The organism is Streptomyces sp. NPDC050448 (genome assembly GCF_040655295.1).
Taxonomy (GTDB): Bacteria; Actinomycetota; Actinomycetes; order Streptomycetales; family Streptomycetaceae; genus Streptomyces.
The window spans coordinates 36,196-51,927 of the sequence record NZ_JBFAJR010000039.1 but is presented as its reverse complement, the minus strand read 5'-3'; the positions used below and the strand labels follow the sequence as shown (position 1 = coordinate 51,927).

Genomic DNA, 15,732 nt, shown 5'->3' with positions numbered 1-15,732 from the left:
CTAAGCACAAACCCCCTGCGGAATCGCGGGAGTTCCGGCTACTTGTCGATATCGCCCACGACGAAGAACAGCGAGCCCAGGATCGCCACCATGTCCGCGACGAGCTGGCCGGGCAGCAGCACCGACAGCGCCTGGATGTTGTTGTACGAGGCGGAGCGCAGCTTCAGCCGGTACGGGGTCTTCTCGCCCTTGGAGACGAGGTAGTAGCCGTTGATGCCGAGGGGGTTCTCGGTCCAGGCGTACGTGGCCCCCTCGGGCGCCTTCAGCACCTTCGGGAGGCGCTGGTTGATCGGCCCGGGCGGCAGCTCGGCCATCCGGTCCAGGCAGGCGACCGCGAGGTCGAGCGCGTTGTGGGTCTGGTCGAGCAGGCACTCGAAGCGGGCGAGGCAGTCGCCCTCGGTGCGGGTGACCACCTTCAGGACGTCCTGCAGTTCCCCGTACGCCAGGTACGGCTCGTCGCGCCGCAGGTCGAAGTCGACGCCGGAGGCGCGGGCGATCGGCCCGGAGACCCCGTACGCGTGCACCGCCTCGGGGGGCAGGACGCCCACCCCGCGCGTACGGCCGCGGAAGATCTCGTTGCCGTGGACCAGCTTGTCGTACACGTCCATGCGGGTGCGGACGTCGGCGATCGCGGCGCGCGCCCGGCCGAGCCAGCCGGCCGGGAGGTCCTCCTTGAGGCCGCCGACGCGGTTGAACATGTAGTGCATGCGGCCGCCGGAGATCTCCTCCATGACGGCCTGGAGCTCCTCGCGCTCGCGGAACGCATGGAAGATCGGGGTGATTCCGCCCAGTTCGAGCGGGTATGACCCGAGGAACATCAGGTGGTTCAGCACCCGGTTCAACTCGGCGAGCAGGGTCCGCATCCACACGGCCCGCTCGGGGACCTCCATGCCGAGCATCCGCTCGACCGCCATGACCACGCCGAGCTCGTTGGAGAACGCGGACAGCCAGTCGTGGCGGTTCGCGAGCATCACGATCTGCCGGTAGTCGCGCGCCTCGAAGAGCTTCTCGGCACCGCGGTGCATATAGCCGACGACCGGATCGGCGCTGACGATCCGCTCGCCGTCCAGGACGAGGCGCAGGCGCAGCACGCCGTGCGTGGAAGGGTGCTGGGGGCCGATGTTGAGCACCATGTCGGTGCTCTCCGCCGCTCCGCCGATGCCGACCGTGGTCTCCGTCATGGCCGCATTCTCGCAGCCCTACGCCGAGCCCGTGGAAACGGGGACTGCGGGTGGGACGAGCCGACCCGAGTGGGTGGGGCTGCCGGACGGGCTGCTCACTCTGCGGAGGCTGCTGCTGGTGATCTGGACGGTGCCGCTCGCGGCCGGGACCGCGCTGCTGCTGGGGCTGACGGCCGGCCCGGCCTGGGCGGCCGCGGGGGCGTTCTGGCCGGCCGTCCTGGTCTGGGGCCGGGTGCTGCTCGGCCGCAACCGGCGGTCCTGGCGGTACGCCGAGCGCGCCGACGACCTGCTGATCAGCCGCGGGGTGCTGTGGCGGGCGCAGACCGTGGTCCCGTACGGGCGGATGCAGCTGGTCGAGGTGACCTCGGGGCCGCTGGAGCGGCGCTTGGCCCGTCTGCGACCGGCGGCCGAGGCCGCCGGCCTGCTGGACGCCCAGGCGGCCCGCTCCCGCACCTCCCGCGCGGACGCCCGCCCGGACCGCTGGATGACCTGACCGCGGCCCGGGCCGGGGCCGTCAGGCGCCGCCGGCGCGGACCAGGCCCGTTTCGTACGCGAGGACCACCACCTGCACGCGGTCGCGCAGGCTCAGCTTGGTCAGGATGCGGCCCACGTGCGTCTTCACCGTGGCCTCGGACAGGACCAGGCGGGCGGCGATCTCGCCGTTCGACAAGCCCTGGGCCACCAGCAGCATGACCTCGCGCTCGCGCTCCGTCAGCCGCTCGATCTCCTTGTGCTGCGGCTCCTGCGTGGTCGTCGGCAGCATCGGCGCGAAGCGGTCCAGCAGCCGCCGGGTCGTGGACGGGGCCACCACCGCGTCGCCGCTGTGCACCGAGCGGATCGCGGCCAGCAGCTCCGCCGGCGGCACGTCCTTCAGCATGAACCCGCTCGCGCCCGCCTTCAGACCCGAGAAGGCGTACTCGTCCAGGTCGAAGGTGGTCAGGATGATCACGTCGGGGTGCTCGTCCCGCTCGCAGATCCGGCGGGTGGCCTCGACCCCGTCGAGCTTCGGCATCCGGACGTCCATCAGCACCACGTCCACCTTCGTGGCCCGCAGCACCTCCAGCGCCTCCAGGCCGTCGCCGGCCTCGGCGACGACCTCCATGTCCGGCTGGGCGGCGAGCACCATGCGGAAGCCCGTGCGCAGCAGCACCTGGTCGTCGACCAGCATCACTCGGATGGACATCAGTTACCTCGACCTCGTCATCTCTTCTTGAGCGGGAGCAGTGCGCTGATCCGGAAGCCGCCACCGGGCCGCGGGCCCGCGTCCAGGGTGCCGCCGACCATGCCGATCCGCTCGCGCATGCCGATCAGCCCGTGCCCGGCGCCGTCGGCGCCGCCGTCCTCGTACAGCTCGTGGGCCGCCCCCCGGCCGTCGTCCTCGACCAGCAGGCCGAGCCCGTCGTCGAAGTAGACCAGCCGGACGCTCGCCTTGGCATCGGGGCCGCCGTGCTTGCGGGTGTTCGTGAGCGCCTCCTGCACGATCCGGTACGCGGTGAGCTCGACGCCGCTGGGCAGCCGGCGCGGTGCGCCCTCGACCTCGAAGTCCACCGTGAGGCCGGCCGCCCGCACCTGCTCGACCAGGACCTCGATCTGCTCGACGTCCGGCTGGGGCACGTAGTCCTCGGACTCCTGCGGCTCCCCGGTGCGCAGCACGCCCAGCAGGCGGCGCATCTCGGCCAGCGCCTGGCGGCCGGTGCCGGAGATGGTCTGCAGGGCCTCCTTGGCCTGATCCGGGGCCACGTCCATGACGTACGCGGCGCCGTCCGCCTGGACCACCATCACCGAGACGTTGTGCGCGACGACGTCGTGCAGCTCGCGGGCGATCCGGGCGCGCTCGGCGGCGACGGCCACCTTGGCCTGGGCCTCGCGCTCCTTCTCCAGGCGCTGGTTCCGCTCGACGAGCTGGGCGTAGTAGGCCCGGCGGGTGCGCAGGGAGTCGCCGAGCACCCAGGCGAGGACGAACGGGACGATGGCGAACAGGGTGAAGAAGACGTTGTCCGAGGTGCTGCCCTTGTCCACGTGGAAGCGCAGGGCGTAGAGCGGGGCGGCGGTGAACCCGATGGCGAGCGCGGTACGGGACACCCGGCGCGAGACCTCGGCCGAGGCCGCGACCGTGTACAGGATGATCAGCATCCCGAAGTCCGCCGTGTTCACGTCGGTGTGGGTGAGCAGTTTGTAGACGCCGGTGCCGACGGCCAGCCAGAACATCGGCAGGATCCATCGGCGGCGCAGGGCCATGACGAGGCCCATCGCGATCACGGAGGGGACGGCGATCAGCTTCGTGATGGTGCTGTTGACGCCGTTGCCGGCGACCTCCAGCATCGCGATCCCGAACAGGAGGACAGCCCAGAAGCTGTCGACGCCCGTCGGGTGTCTGCGGAGGAAGTCGTAGAGGCGCTGCACGTAACCCAGAGTAGGCAAGGGAGATAGGTGCTGAAGTCAACCACAGGTGCGATCCGTGTGACGGAGGTGTACTCCCCAAGGTGGAGGCCGAGCTTAACCTTTCGGGGATGAGCACTCAGGGAGAAGCTGCGGATCCGGTTCCGGTTCGGTGGCGGACGGCGATGGAGGCCGCGCTCTACGGGCCGGACGGGTTCTACGTGCGGCCGGGCGGGCCGGGGCCGGCCGGGCACTTCCGCACCTCCGTGCACGCTTCGCCGCTGTACGCGGGGGCGGTGGCCCGCCTGCTCCGGTGGGTGGACGCGGAGCTCGGGCACCCGCAGGGGCTGGACCTGGTCGACGTCGGGGCCGGGCGGGGGGAACTGCTGACCGGGGTGCTCGGCGCGCTCCCGGCGGAGGTCGCGGCGCGGGTGCGCCCGTACGCGGTGGAGCGGGCGGAGCGGCCGGACGGCCTCGACCCGCGGATCCGGTGGGTCCCCGTACCGCCCGAAGGGACGACGGGGCTGCTGTTCGCCAACGAGTGGCTGGACAACGTACCGCTGGAAACCGCGGAGGACGGGCGCTACGTCCTGGTCGCCCGGGACGGTACGGAGAGCCCCGGCCCGGCGGTGGACGGCGCGGACCTGGAGTGGCTGGAGCGGTGGTGGCCGGGCGCAGGCCGCGCCGAGATCGGCCGGCCGCGCGACGAGGCCTGGGCGGGGGCCGTCGCCACGGTGGACCGGGGGCTGGCGGTGGCGGTGGACTACGCCCACACCCGGGAGGCCCGGCCCCCGTACGGCACGCTGACCGGATTCCGGGGCGGCCGGGAGGTCCCGCCCGTCCCGGACGGGAGCTGCGACGTCACGGCGCACGTGGCGCTCGATGCCTGTGCGGGCCCGGAAGCGGTGCTGCTGAGCCAGCGCGAGGCGCTGGCCGCCCTCGGAGTGTCGGGCGCCCGCCCGCCGCTGGCCCTGGCCTCGTCCGACCCGGCGGGGTACGTCCGGGCCCTCGCCTCGGCCGGGGAGGCGGCCGAGCTCACCGCCCGCGGCGGGCTCGGCGACTTCGGCTGGCTGGTCCAGCCGGTCGGCGTCTCCCCCTGGCCGGCCTGACCCCGGCTCCGCTGCGCGGGGCTCGTCCCCGCCCCGCGCAGCGGCTGGGCGTTACTCCGTGGCGTCGTGGTCGTGGCCCGGGCGGAGGCCGCCGCCGGCGGCGCCGCCGGTGGTCGGCTTCGAGACGACCGGCTGCGAGAGCGGTGCCAGGTCGAACGCGTAGTGGCCGACCGCGTTCGCGATGACGTCGACGTTGATGTCGAGCGCCTTCTGGTCGATGTTGGTGATGTCGTCACCCTTGCCGTGGTAGTTCACGTCGTACGCGACACCCGCCTGGCCGCCGAACTTCGCCGCCTGCTCCGCCGTCTTGATCCCCTCGGCGCCGGTGTCCGTACCGCCCGACGGGATGCCCGCCCCGATGAACGGGCCGTAGTCCGAGCGGCCCGTGAAGTCCGAGCCCTCGTGCGGGATCTTCTGCGCGTCGAGGAAGTCGGTGATGCCCTTCTCCAGCTGCGCCGAGCCCTCGGGGCCGGGGCCCGAGCCGACCTTGTCCGAGTCGTCGCCGTCGTAGACGAAGTACGCGGCGTTCGGCGAGGCGATCATGTCGAAGTTCAGGTAGAGCCTGACCTGCTTCTTCTGCGCGTCGCTCAGACCGCCGACGTACGCCTCGGAGCCGAGCAGCCCGAACTCCTCCGCCGACCACCAGGCGAACTTGACCTTGTTCTTGATCTTGTTCTGGCTGCTCGCGAGGCGCTGCGCGACCTGGAGGATGCCGGCCGAGCCGGACCCGTTGTCGTTGATGCCGGGGCCCGCCGCGACCGAGTCGAGGTGCGCGCCGAGGAAGACGGTGTTGTTCTCGTCGCCGCCCCTCGTCTCCGCGATGACGTTGTACGTCTTGCGGTTCTCCCGGAACTCGCGGATGTCGAGGGTGACCTCGACCGGCCCCGCCGCGGCCTCGGCGGCCAGCCGCTCGCCCTCGGCCTTGGAGACGCCGCCGGTCGGGACCTTGCCCGCGTCCGCCGCGCCCAGGGTGCCGCCCAGGGCGCCCTCGGTGTTGTTGTAGATGATCGCGCCGACCGCGCCGGCCGCCGCCGCGTTGGCCTGCTTGGCGGCGAAGCTGCAGCCGCCGCGCTTGACCAGCGCGATCCTGCCCGTGAAGGCGCCCGCCGCGAAGTCGCCCGGCTCGCAGCCGTTCGTCCCGTCCGCGTCCACGGGGGCGACGGCGATCTGCGCCTTCACCCCGTCCGCCGGGCCGCTCGCCGTGTACGTCATCAGCTTGATCGGGACGTCGCGCCCGCCCGCGCCGTTGACCTTCAGGGTCTCGGCGATCGTCTCGACGTACACGAAATCGAACTCGTTCTTCGAGACCTTGTACCCGGCCGCCTTCATCACGGCCTCGACGTACTGGGCGGACTGCACGTGGCCCTTGGAACCGGCCACACGGGTGCCCTTGTTGTAGTCGGCGATGGCCTGGAAGACCTTCAGATGCGTGTTGGCACCCTTGCCGGTCGAGTCCTTGACCAGCTTCCTGGCCAGCGCGTCGCCCCGCGCGGCATCGCTCTGCGGGCTGCCGGTCGCGCCGGCCGGCCCGGCGAGCACCAGCGGGGAGACGAGGGCCGCGGCGGCCAGGGCGGCGGTTGCTGCGGCTATACGGCGTGAGGGCATGGAGGTCCTTCCACGACAAGTACGAGCAGACAGACGGAAGCGGTGCGCGGTACGTGGGGGAGCGGTGGAGGCACGGTATAGACCACGTGGCCGGTCTGGCCAGAGTTTCGCTGATTCCGGTTGGTGAATTCCGCATATCGGTGAATCCGCGCCGTCCATATCCGGCCACCGTCCGGGGTGTTGTGCCGCCGGAGGGGCGGGCCGGGGCCGGCTGCCGCCGTCAGCGCAGGATGCCCTCGATGAACTCCGAGCCGATCCGGGCGACCACTGCCAGATCCAACTGGTGCTGGACATAACGCCCTTGGCGCCAGGTGTGCAGCAGGCCCGCCTTCTTCATCGCCGACAGGTGCCGCGACACCTCCGGCGCCGTGATCCCGTGCACGGTCGCCAGCTCGCTCGTCGTGTACGGGGCCCGGGCCAGACTCCGGCACAGCATCATCCGCATCGGATGGGCCAGTGCCGCCATCCGCCGCTGGAGCAGCTCCACCGGACCCGGCTCGGGCAGTTCGGGGGAGCGGAGCGGATAGTGGACCACCGGCATCCAGCCGGGCGCGTGCAGCACCAGCAGATGCGGCCAGCCGAAGTTCGTCGGCACGAAGACCAGGCCGGGGCCTATCTCCGGGTCGGTCGCGGTCGCCGAGCCGTGGACCATCTTGTCGACGGTGATGGTGGTGGCGGCCTCGTCGACGCTCAGCGCCGTCGACACCTCGCTCAGCATCGGCGCCAGCCCCTTGCGGCGCAGGACCTCGGTCTTGTGCCGGGCATCGGCGCTCTGCCCGGGCTCCATCCGCCGCCAGGTCTCCGCGAAGAACGCCTCGTCGCACTCCTCCAGGAGCCGCCGCAGCCACACCCGTACGGAAGCCGTGTCGTCCAGCAGCCGCAGCGAGAAGTCCAGCTGGCGCGGGCCGCGGGCGGCGGCCGTCTCCAGCGCCTTGGCCCTGGCCTGCGGGTTCTTCAGCGGGGAGGGCCCGCCACCCTCGTTGTACAGCGCCAGCCAGCAGTGCTCCAGGGCGGCCGTCACGAACCGCTCGTCATCCATCCGGTCGAGTACGTCGAGCTCCTCGGCCAGCGTCGCGGCGGGCAGGCCGCTGCCGCCGGGGATGCCCGCGAAGGCCATGAAGATGTCGGAGAAGGAGCTGCGCCACATGAACTCGGCCTCCAGCAGCCGGTCCGCGAGGCAGGGGTCGAGCGCGGCCGAGGTGGCGGTGGTCCAGGAGGCGAGGCCGGGGTGGTGGGCGGGCTGCGAGAGTGCGTGCAGCGCCATGCAGAGCTCGGAGAGAGGGGAGGGCGCGAAACGGATGCGCTCCGCGGGGAGCCCGGCGATGTCGATGGTGACGCTCATCGGCCCATTCTGACCCGTCGGAGGCCTGTGACCTGGACTGACACGGATCGATTGACGAGGAGCGTCAATCGTCGTGCGGGGTGGCGCGAGCAGGTCCAGTGTGGAGGGATGACAGCGATCGAGCAGTACCTCATAGACACCTGGCGGGCGTCCCAGCAGGGCGCCCCGATGCCCCCGCCACCGGGCCGCGACGACGTCGCCGTCCTGCGCGCGGCCCGTACGTACGAGCAGTTCCAGGCCGTCCTCGACGGACGGGAGGCCCGCCACCCCTGGCGGGCCGCCCTGCGCCGGCTGGCGGCTCCGCGCGGCCCCCACGCACCGGGAGGCATGTGACGCGGCCCGGTCAGCGGTCCCCGGGGTGGAAGTCGATCTCGTACGCGATCTCGGAGCGGCGGTCGGCGACCACGATGTCGGCGGTCTCCACCGCCCGGCCGTCCGTCGCGTAGTACGTCCGCTCGATCTCGGTGATCAGGTCGCCGACGCTGATGCCGAGCAGATTGGCCTGCCGCTGGTTCGCGCGCGCCGGGCGGGGGACCTCCAGCGACGAGGCGACCAGCACGCCGATCGAGCGCATCCGCTCGATGACCCCGGCGCCCTTGAACGGGCCCGCCTCCGGCAGTACGACCGGAGTGCCGTCCGTGACCGCCATCGGCTCCCAGGACTCGCAGATCTCCACCGGCCGGCCCTCGGACAGGAACTCGTACGTGGTGAGCACGCACGGGTCGCCCGGCGGGACGGCCAGCCGCTCCGCGATCCGCTCGGGTGCCGGCGTACGGGCCGCGGAGTGCGACTCCCACGTCACGCCCGCGCCGCCGAGCCCGGCCAGCCGGCGCCGCCGGGAGCGGACTATGCGCAGCCGCTCGCGCGGCTCGCACCGGTACGTGCCCGAGCCCGCGCGGCCCTCCAGGAGCCCCTCGATGATCAGCAGTTCCAGCGCGCGCTGCGTGACGCTCTGCCCGACCGCGTACTCCTCGGCGAACCGGGCCCGCGACGGCAGCTTGGCGCCGACGGGCCACTCCTCGGCCCGGATCCGGGCGCGCAGCGCGTCGGCCACCTTCAAGTACGCCGTATCACGGGCCATATGAGCCGTCCTGTGCCTGTCGACGAGTTGGGCCCAAGCTAATTCATCAGGTCCAACCCGAGTCTTCAGAACGGCGATGAGTGAGACGAGCGGCAGGCCGCCGCCCGCCGGGCGGGCGGCTTCCGCAGCCTCAGTCGAAGTTCGGCGCGTTGCGCTCGTAGACCAGGCGCAGCCCGATCAGCGTCAGCCACGGCTCGTGGTCGTCGATGACCGAGGACTCGCCGAGGACCATCGGCGCCAGGCCGCCGGTGGCGATCACGCGGACGTCGCTCGGGTCGCCGTGCGGGCCGGCCAGCTCCTTGGCCATCCTGGTCACGACCCCGTCGACCTGTCCCGCGAAGCCGTAGACCACGCCGGACTGCATCGCCTCGACCGTGGACTTGCCGATCACGTTGCGCGGCCGCGCCAGCTCGATCTTGCGGAGCTGGGCACCCCGTACGCCGAGGGCCTCCATCGAGATCTCGATGCCCGGGGAGATCACCCCGCCCACGTACTCGCCCTTCGGGGACACCGCGTCGAACGTGGTCGCCGTACCGAAGTCGACCACGATCGCCGGACCGCCGTAGAGCTCGACGGCGGCGACCGCGTTGATGATGCGGTCCGCGCCGACCTCCTTGGGGTTGTCCATCAGGATCGGCACGCCCGTCTTGATGCCGGGCTCGACCAGCACCGCCGGGACGTCGCCGTAGTAGCGGCGGGTCACCTCGCGGAGCTCGTGCAGCACCGACGGGACCGTCGAGCAGATCGCGATCCCGTGGATGCCGTCGCCCAGCTCGCTGCCGAGCATCGGGTGCATGCCCATCAGGCCCTGCATCAGGACGGCCATCTCGTCGGCCGTCCGGCGCGGGTCCGTGGAGATGCGCCAGTGCTCGACGATCTCGGCGCCGTCGAACAGGCCGAGCACGGTATGGGTGTTGCCGACGTCGATGGTCAGCAGCATTACCGCTCCTCGCGCAGGTCCAGGCCGATGTCCAGGATCGGGGACGAGTGCGTGAGCCCGCCGACCGCGAGGTAGTCGACGCCCGTCTCCGCGTACGTACGGGCGTTGGCCATGGTCAGGCGGCCCGAGGACTCCAGCACCGCGCGGCCGTGGACCAGCGCGACGGCCTCCTCGGTCTCGATCGGCGTGAAGTTGTCGAGCAGGATCAGGTCCGCGCCCGCGTCCAGGGCCTCGCGCACCTGCTGGAGGGTGTCCACCTCGACCTCGATCGGCAGGTCGGGGAACTGCTCACGGACGGCCTTGAACGCCTCGGAGACACCGCCCGCCGCGATCACGTGGTTGTCCTTGACCAGTGCGGCGTCCGACAGCGACATCCGGTGGTTGACGCCGCCGCCGCAGCGCACCGCGTACTTCTCCAGGGAGCGCAGGCCGGGCGTGGTCTTGCGGGTGTCGCGGACCTTCGCCTCGGTGCCCTCCAGCTCGTCGGCCCACGTGCGGGTCGCCGTCGCGATACCCGACATCAGGCACAGCAGGTTCAGCGCGCTGCGCTCGCCGGTGAGCAGGTCCCGGGTGCGGGCCTTGACCGTCAGCAGCACCTGACCGGGCTGCACGCGGTCGCCGTCCTCGACGTGCCGCTCGACCTCGAACTCGTCCTCGCAGACGACCGAGAGGACGGCCTCGGCGACGCGCAGGCCGGCGACCGTGCCCGCCTCGCGGGCCGTGAAGTCGGCGTGCGCGACGGCGTCCTCGGGGACGGTGGCCACCGTGGTCACGTCGACCCCGCCGTCCAGGTCCTCGGAGATCGCCATGTGGGCGATGTCCTCGACCTCGATGGGGTCCAGGCCCGCGTCGGCCAGCAGCTGGGCCAGCGCCGGGTCCAGGCCGCTCTCCTCGCCGTCGCCGCAGCCGCAGTCGTCGCCGCAGCCGCCCGCGGACTCGTCGAGGAGCGGCAGCTCCGCGTGCTCGTGCTCGTGCTGTTCGGGGGTGCTCACGATGACTGCTCCTGGCTCAGGGGGTGCTGTACGGACGGAAAGTCCGCGGTGTCGGTGGGGGTGACGACCAGGGCCCGCTTCTCGGTGGCGGACAGCCGGACGACGAGGTGGCGGCGCCAGGCGGAGTCGTCCCGGTCGGGGTGGTCCTCGCGCCAGTGGCAGCCGCGGGTCTCCTCACGGCGCTGGGCGGCGGCGACCAGCACCCGGGCGACGCACAGAAGGTTCGTGGCCTCCCAGGTCTCGGTGCCGGGCACAGCCGTCTTGCCGTCGGTCTCCAGCGCCGTCAGGGCCGTCGCGTAGAGGTTCTCGAGAGCGGCGGCCGCGGTGCGCAGGGACTCGGCGGAGCGGAGCACGCCCGCGCCGTCCGTCATGATGCGCTGGACCTCGTACCGCGCCTCGGCGGGCTGGAGCGGGCCGGTCGCGGGGACCGGGATGCCGGGGCCGTTGCCGGAGGGCGCGCTGCGGGCGATGTCGTCGGCGATCCGCTCGGCGAAGACCAGGCCCTCCAGCAGGGAGTTGGAGGCGAGCCGGTTCGCGCCGTGCACGCCGGTGCAGGCGACCTCGCCGCACGCGTACAGGCCGGGGACGGTGGTCCGGCCGTGCAGGTCGGTCCGTACGCCGCCGGAGGCGTAGTGCGCGGCGGGCGCGACCGGGATGGGCTCGGTCACCGGGTCGATGCCGTGCGAGCGGCAGGCGGCCAGGATGGTCGGGAAGCGCTGCTCCCACATCTGCGCGCCGAAGTGCCGGGCGTCCAGGTACATGTGCTGCGCGCCCTGCTCCTGCATGCGGCGCGTGATGCCCTTGGCGACGATGTCGCGCGGGGCCAGCTCGGCCAGCTCGTGCTGCCCGGCCATGAAGCGGACGCCCTCGCCGTCGACCAGGTACGCGCCCTCGCCGCGGACCGCCTCCGAGACCAGCGGCTGCTGGCCCTCGGCGTCCGGCCCGAGGAAGAGCACGGTCGGGTGGAACTGGACGAACTCCAGGTCGGAGACCTCGGCCCCGGCCCGCAGGGCGAGCGCCACCCCGTCGCCGGTGGACACCGACGGGTTGGTGGTGGCCGAGAAGACCTGGCCCATGCCGCCGGTCGCCAGGATCACGGCGGGCGCGTGGACGGCGCCGACGCCGTCGTGCTGGCCCTCGCCCATGACGTGCAGCGTGACACCGGCCGTACGGCCCTGCGCGTCCTGCAGCAGATCCAGTACGAGGGCGTTCTCGACCGTCCGGATGCCCGCTCGCTGGACGGCCTCGACCAGCGCCCGGGAGATCTCGGCGCCGGTGGCGTCGCCGCCCGCGTGCGCGATCCGGCGGCGGTGGTGGCCGCCCTCACGGGCCAGCTCTATCTCGCCGGTCTCGGCGGAGGTGTCGAAGACGGCCCCGGTGGCGATGAGCCGGCGCACGGCGTCCGGTCCCTCGGTGACGAGGAGCCGTACGGCGGCCTCGTCGCACAGCCCGGCGCCCGCGACCAGCGTGTCGTCCAGGTGCTGCTCGGGCGTGTCGCCGTCGCCGAGGGCCGCGGCGATCCCGCCCTGCGCCCAGCGGGTGGAGCCGTCGTCGAGCCGGGCCTTGGTGACCACGACCGTACGGCGGCCGGCGGCGGCGCAGCGCAGTGCGGCGGTCAGGCCGGCGACACCGGAGCCGACGACCACCACGTCGGCGTCGAGGGCCCAGCCGGGGGCGGGGGCGTGCAGCCGTATGCCGGTACCGGCGGTGCCTGTGCCTCGGGTGCTCACGTGTGTGCTCCGAACTCCAAGGGGATGTTGTCGATCAGCCGGGTCGTCCCCACCTTCGCGGCGACGGCCAGCACGGCCTGCCCGGTGAAGTCGGGGCCGACGTCGGTGAAGTCCTGCGGATCCACCAGTGCCAGGTAGTCCAGCAGCAGCGGCGGGTCGTGCCGGCCCGCCTCCTCCAGGACGTGCCGTGCGGCGGCCCGTACGGCGTCCGGCAGCCCGGTGCCCGAGGTGGACACGGCGGACACGGCGTGCGCGTCGGCGGAGGCCCGGATCTCGCCGAGCCGGGCGAGGGCGGTGGCCCGCCCGTCGCTGGCCGGGGAGGCCTCGGCGCGGGCGCGCAGCGCGGCCTGCGCGGCGAGCCGGTCCTGCCCGGCGAACAGGGCGCGCGACAGGGCCAGGGCGCTGCGGCGCTCCTGGGCGGAGAGGTACCGGTTGCGGGACGACAGCGCGAGCCCGTCCTCCTCGCGGACGGTCGGTACGCCGACCACCTCGACGGGGAAGTTCAGATCGGTGACCATCCGCCGGATCAGGGCCAGTTGCTGGGCGTCCTTCTGGCCGAAGAGGGCCAGGTCGGGGCGGGTGAGGTGGAGCAGCTTGGCGACGACGGTGAGCATGCCGTCGAAGTGGCCGGGCCGGGTGGCCCCTTCGAGGCGCTCGCCCATCGGGCCGGCGCTGACCCGCACCTGGGGGTCGCCACCGGGGTAGACCTCGTCGACGGCCGGGGCGAACACCGCGTCCGCGCCGGCCTCCCGGGCGATCTCCAGGTCGGCGTCGAGGGTGCGGGGGTAGCGGTCGAGGTCCTCGTTCGCCCCGAACTGCAGCGGGTTCACGAAGACGGTGACCACGACCTGGCCCTCGGGCCCCGCCTGTTCGCGGGCCGTGCGGATCAAGGTGGCGTGGCCGTCGTGGAGGGCGCCCATGGTCATCACGACGGCGCGGGGGCCTTCTGCGGTGCGCGGGAGCTTGTGCAGCTCCTCCGCGGTGTCGATCAGCAGCAGGTCGTGGTTCACCGGCCGTCGTCCCCTTCGGTGCCGTTGACGTGGTCCGCGCCGTCGGCGAGCACCCCGAGCAGGTCCTCGGCGAGTTCGGGCTTGAGGAGGCCGTGCGCGAGGGCCCGGTCGGCGGTGGTGCGGGCCATCGCCAGGTACCCGGCGACCGAGCCGGGGGCGTGCTTGCGCAGCTCCGAGACGTGCGCGGCGACCGTGCCGGCGTCGCCGCGGGCCACCGGGCCGGTCAGCGCGGCGTCACCCGAGCGCAGGGCGTTGTCGAGGGCCGCGCCGAGGAGCGGGCCGAGCATCCGGGCGGGGTGCCCGACCCCGGCCTTGTCCAGCAGCTCCATGGCCTGGGCGACCAGGGTGACCAGGTGGTTCGCGCCGAGGGCGAGGGCCGCGTGGTAGAGCGGGCGGTTCTCCTCCGCGATCCACTCGGGCTCCCCGCCCATCTCGATCACCAGGGCCTCGGCCGCGAGCCGCAGCTCCTCGGGGGCCGTGACGCCGAACGAGCAGCCGGCGAGCCGCTGGACGTCGACCTCGGTGCCGGTGAAGGTCATCGCGGGGTGCAGGGCCAGCGGGAGCGCGCCCGCGCGGCGGGCAGGGTCCAGTACGGCGGCCCCGTACCGCCCGGAGGTGTGCACGAGGAGCTGGCCGGGCCGGATCGCGCCGGTCTCGGCGAGCCCCTCGACGAGGGCCGGCAGCGCGTCGTCGGGCACGGTCAGCAGCACCAGGTCGGCCAGCTCCAGTACCTGCGCCGGCGGTACGAGCGGCACGTCGGGCAGCATCCGCGCGGCGCGGCGGCGGGAGGCGTCGGAGACGCCGGACACGGCGACCGGCTGGTGCCCGGCCTGCTGGAGTGCGCGGGCCAGCGCGGGGCCGACCCGGCCGGCGCCGACGACGCCGACGGTGAGCCGGGCAGGGCGGTCGGACGGATCCCGGGGCTCCGTCTGATGGGGTGCGTTCACGCGGGGAGGGCCTTCCGTTCCAGTCCGCGGGGGGTACCGGACGATACGCCGCCATGCTAGCCCCTGGGCGTGTTGGCCGGTCGGCGATGATCGGGGGCATGACTGGTGACGACGATCTGACGAAGCGGCTGGTGGCGGCGGGGCGCAACGCCGAGCGGATGCTCTCCCGCAGCCTGCGCGAGGCGACGGTCGGGGAACTGCTGTCGGGTCTGGCGGCGCCGGATCCCGACGAGGCGGCCGACCTGTACGGGGACGGCGTCGTGACCCGGCTGGAGCTGCGGGTGGCCGAGCTGCTGGGGATGGAGGACGCTGCGTTCTTCCCGTCCGGGACGATGGCCCAGCAGATCGCGCTGCGCTGCTGGGCGGGGCGGACCGGGAACCCGGTCGTCGCGCTGCACCCGATGAGCCATCCGGAGCTGTGGGAGGGCGGTGCGCTGTCGCTGGTCTCGGGCCTGCGGACGGTGCACCCGACGAAGGACCCGCGCCAGCCGACGGCCGAGGAGGTCGCGGACCTGCCGGAGCCCTTCGGCACGCTGATGCTGGAGCTCCCGCTGCGGGACGCCGGCTTCCTGCTCCCGTCCTGGGAGGAGCTGGAGGCCCTGGTCGCAGCGGCCCGCGAGCGGGACGCGGTGGTCCACCTCGACGGGGCCCGGCTGTGGGAGTCGACGGTGCACTTCGGGCGGCCGCTGCCGGAGATCGCGGGGCTCGCGGACTCGGTGTACGTGTCCTTCTACAAGTCCCTCGGCGGCCTCAGCGGCGCGGCCCTGGCCGGGCCCGCCGCCCTGATCTCGGAGGCGAAGGTCTGGCGCCACCGGTACGGGGGCCAGATCTTCCGCCAGTTCCCGCAGGCGCTGTCGGCGCTGGCCGGCCTGGACCGGGAGCTGCCGCGCCTGCCGTCGTACGTGGCCCGGGCGCGCGTGGTCGCCGCGGCGCTCGGCGAGGCCCTCGCCGCCGCGGGCACCCCGTGGTTCCGCATCAACCCGGAGGTCCCGCACACGCACCAGTTCCAGGTGTGGCTGCCGTACGAGGCGGACCGGCTGACGGAGGCGGGGGCCCGGCTGGCGGAGGAGACGGGCACGGTCCTCTTCCGCCGCTGGTCCGCGACGGTGGTCCCGGGCGTGTCGATGACCGAGCTGGAGGTCACCTCACCCGGCCTGAGCTGGACCCCGGAAGACGTCCACCAGGCAGTGGAGGCCTTCACGGCCCGCCTCCACGACTGAGATCCGGCCCCGCCGGATCTGAGGCTCCGGGGCTCGGGAGCGGGCCCCGGAGCCCCCGGGCGGGGACGCCGCCCGGCGGTGGCCGGGGGAGGAAAAGCACGGCGGGGAGACGGGTCGCCGGCGGTGGTGAATGCAACAGCGGTGTACCGAATTCCGCCGAAGTCGTCGGCGCGGAGCCCGCTCGGAGTTACCGTCC

15 protein-coding genes are annotated in these 15,732 nt (G+C 73.1%); 4 read left to right on the top strand and 11 right to left on the bottom strand.

The annotated features are described in order from the left end of the window. Positions 1–38: 38 nt before the first annotated feature. The gene (locus tag AB0I68_RS32410) at positions 39–1,181 is read right to left on the bottom strand and encodes an NADH-quinone oxidoreductase subunit D (protein ID WP_363180949.1); all 1,143 of its coding nucleotides are present in this window, start codon (positions 1,179–1,181) and stop codon (positions 39–41) included. Here AB0I68_RS32410 and AB0I68_RS32405 point away from each other — a divergent pair. Then, entirely contained in the window at positions 1,180–1,674 is a 495-nt protein-coding gene (locus tag AB0I68_RS32405) for a PH domain-containing protein (protein WP_363180947.1), read from the top strand. The two genes, AB0I68_RS32410 and AB0I68_RS32405, sit on opposite strands and share 2 nt — an antisense overlap. A 21-nt stretch (positions 1,675–1,695) precedes the next feature. Here AB0I68_RS32405 and AB0I68_RS32400 read toward each other — a convergent pair whose 3' ends face one another. Next, positions 1,696–2,364 carry a response regulator transcription factor gene (locus AB0I68_RS32400; protein WP_363180946.1) on the bottom strand — a complete coding sequence of 223 codons (669 nt, stop codon included), beginning with the start codon at positions 2,362–2,364 and terminating at the stop codon, positions 1,696–1,698. A gap of 17 nt (positions 2,365–2,381) precedes the next feature. Next, entirely contained in the window at positions 2,382–3,584 is a 1,203-nt protein-coding gene (locus AB0I68_RS32395) for a sensor histidine kinase (protein ID WP_363180945.1), read from the bottom strand. A gap of 107 nt (positions 3,585–3,691) precedes the next feature. Between AB0I68_RS32395 and AB0I68_RS32390 the strand changes: the two genes are divergently transcribed. Continuing rightward, a complete protein-coding gene (locus tag AB0I68_RS32390) occupies positions 3,692–4,669 on the top strand; it encodes an SAM-dependent methyltransferase (RefSeq protein WP_363180944.1) in 978 nt (325 codons plus the stop codon). Positions 4,670–4,720: 51 nt separating this feature from the next. Here AB0I68_RS32390 and AB0I68_RS32385 read toward each other — a convergent pair whose 3' ends face one another. After that, on the bottom strand, positions 4,721–6,274 hold the full coding sequence (locus AB0I68_RS32385) for a M28 family metallopeptidase (RefSeq protein ID WP_363180943.1): 1,554 nt from the start codon (positions 6,272–6,274) through the stop codon (positions 4,721–4,723). Between the two features lie 220 nt (positions 6,275–6,494). Continuing rightward, positions 6,495–7,616, bottom strand: coding sequence for a DUF5937 family protein (locus tag AB0I68_RS32380; RefSeq protein WP_363180942.1), 1,122 nt, complete (start codon positions 7,614–7,616; stop codon positions 6,495–6,497). A 108-nt stretch (positions 7,617–7,724) separates the two neighbouring features. Between AB0I68_RS32380 and AB0I68_RS32375 the strand changes: the two genes are divergently transcribed. Beyond that, the gene (locus tag AB0I68_RS32375; protein WP_363180941.1) at positions 7,725–7,949 is read left to right on the top strand and encodes a hypothetical protein; all 225 of its coding nucleotides are present in this window, start codon (positions 7,725–7,727) and stop codon (positions 7,947–7,949) included. Between the two features lie 10 nt (positions 7,950–7,959). Here AB0I68_RS32375 and AB0I68_RS32370 read toward each other — a convergent pair whose 3' ends face one another. From AB0I68_RS32370 to AB0I68_RS32345, 6 genes are all read right to left on the bottom strand, one after another. After that, entirely contained in the window at positions 7,960–8,697 is a 738-nt protein-coding gene (locus AB0I68_RS32370; protein WP_363180940.1) for a GntR family transcriptional regulator, read from the bottom strand. Between the two features lie 130 nt (positions 8,698–8,827). Next, on the bottom strand, positions 8,828–9,637 hold the full coding sequence (locus tag AB0I68_RS32365) for a type III pantothenate kinase (protein ID WP_363180939.1): 810 nt from the start codon (positions 9,635–9,637) through the stop codon (positions 8,828–8,830). Beyond that, the gene (gene nadC, locus AB0I68_RS32360) at positions 9,637–10,629 is read right to left on the bottom strand and encodes a carboxylating nicotinate-nucleotide diphosphorylase (protein ID WP_363180937.1); all 993 of its coding nucleotides are present in this window, start codon (positions 10,627–10,629) and stop codon (positions 9,637–9,639) included. The genes AB0I68_RS32365 and nadC overlap by 1 nt, the downstream gene beginning before the upstream one ends. Beyond that, a complete protein-coding gene (locus AB0I68_RS32355; protein WP_363180935.1) occupies positions 10,626–12,359 on the bottom strand; it encodes an L-aspartate oxidase in 1,734 nt (577 codons plus the stop codon). The genes nadC and AB0I68_RS32355 overlap by 4 nt, the downstream gene beginning before the upstream one ends. After that, complete coding sequence (panC, locus tag AB0I68_RS32350) at positions 12,356–13,369, bottom strand: pantoate--beta-alanine ligase (protein WP_363180934.1); 1,014 nt, start codon at positions 13,367–13,369, stop codon at positions 12,356–12,358. The genes AB0I68_RS32355 and panC overlap by 4 nt, the downstream gene beginning before the upstream one ends. Continuing rightward, positions 13,366–14,316 carry a DUF2520 domain-containing protein gene (locus tag AB0I68_RS32345; protein WP_363180932.1) on the bottom strand — a complete coding sequence of 317 codons (951 nt, stop codon included), beginning with the start codon at positions 14,314–14,316 and terminating at the stop codon, positions 13,366–13,368. Before AB0I68_RS32345 ends, panC begins: the two co-directional genes overlap by 4 nt. Positions 14,317–14,414: 98 nt before the next feature. On the opposite strand from AB0I68_RS32345, the gene AB0I68_RS32340 reads away from it, so the two are divergent. Beyond that, positions 14,415–15,536: a beta-eliminating lyase-related protein gene (locus AB0I68_RS32340; protein ID WP_363180931.1), complete on the top strand. Its 1,122-nt coding sequence runs from the start codon at positions 14,415–14,417 to the stop codon at positions 15,534–15,536. Positions 15,537–15,732 lie beyond the last annotated feature (196 nt).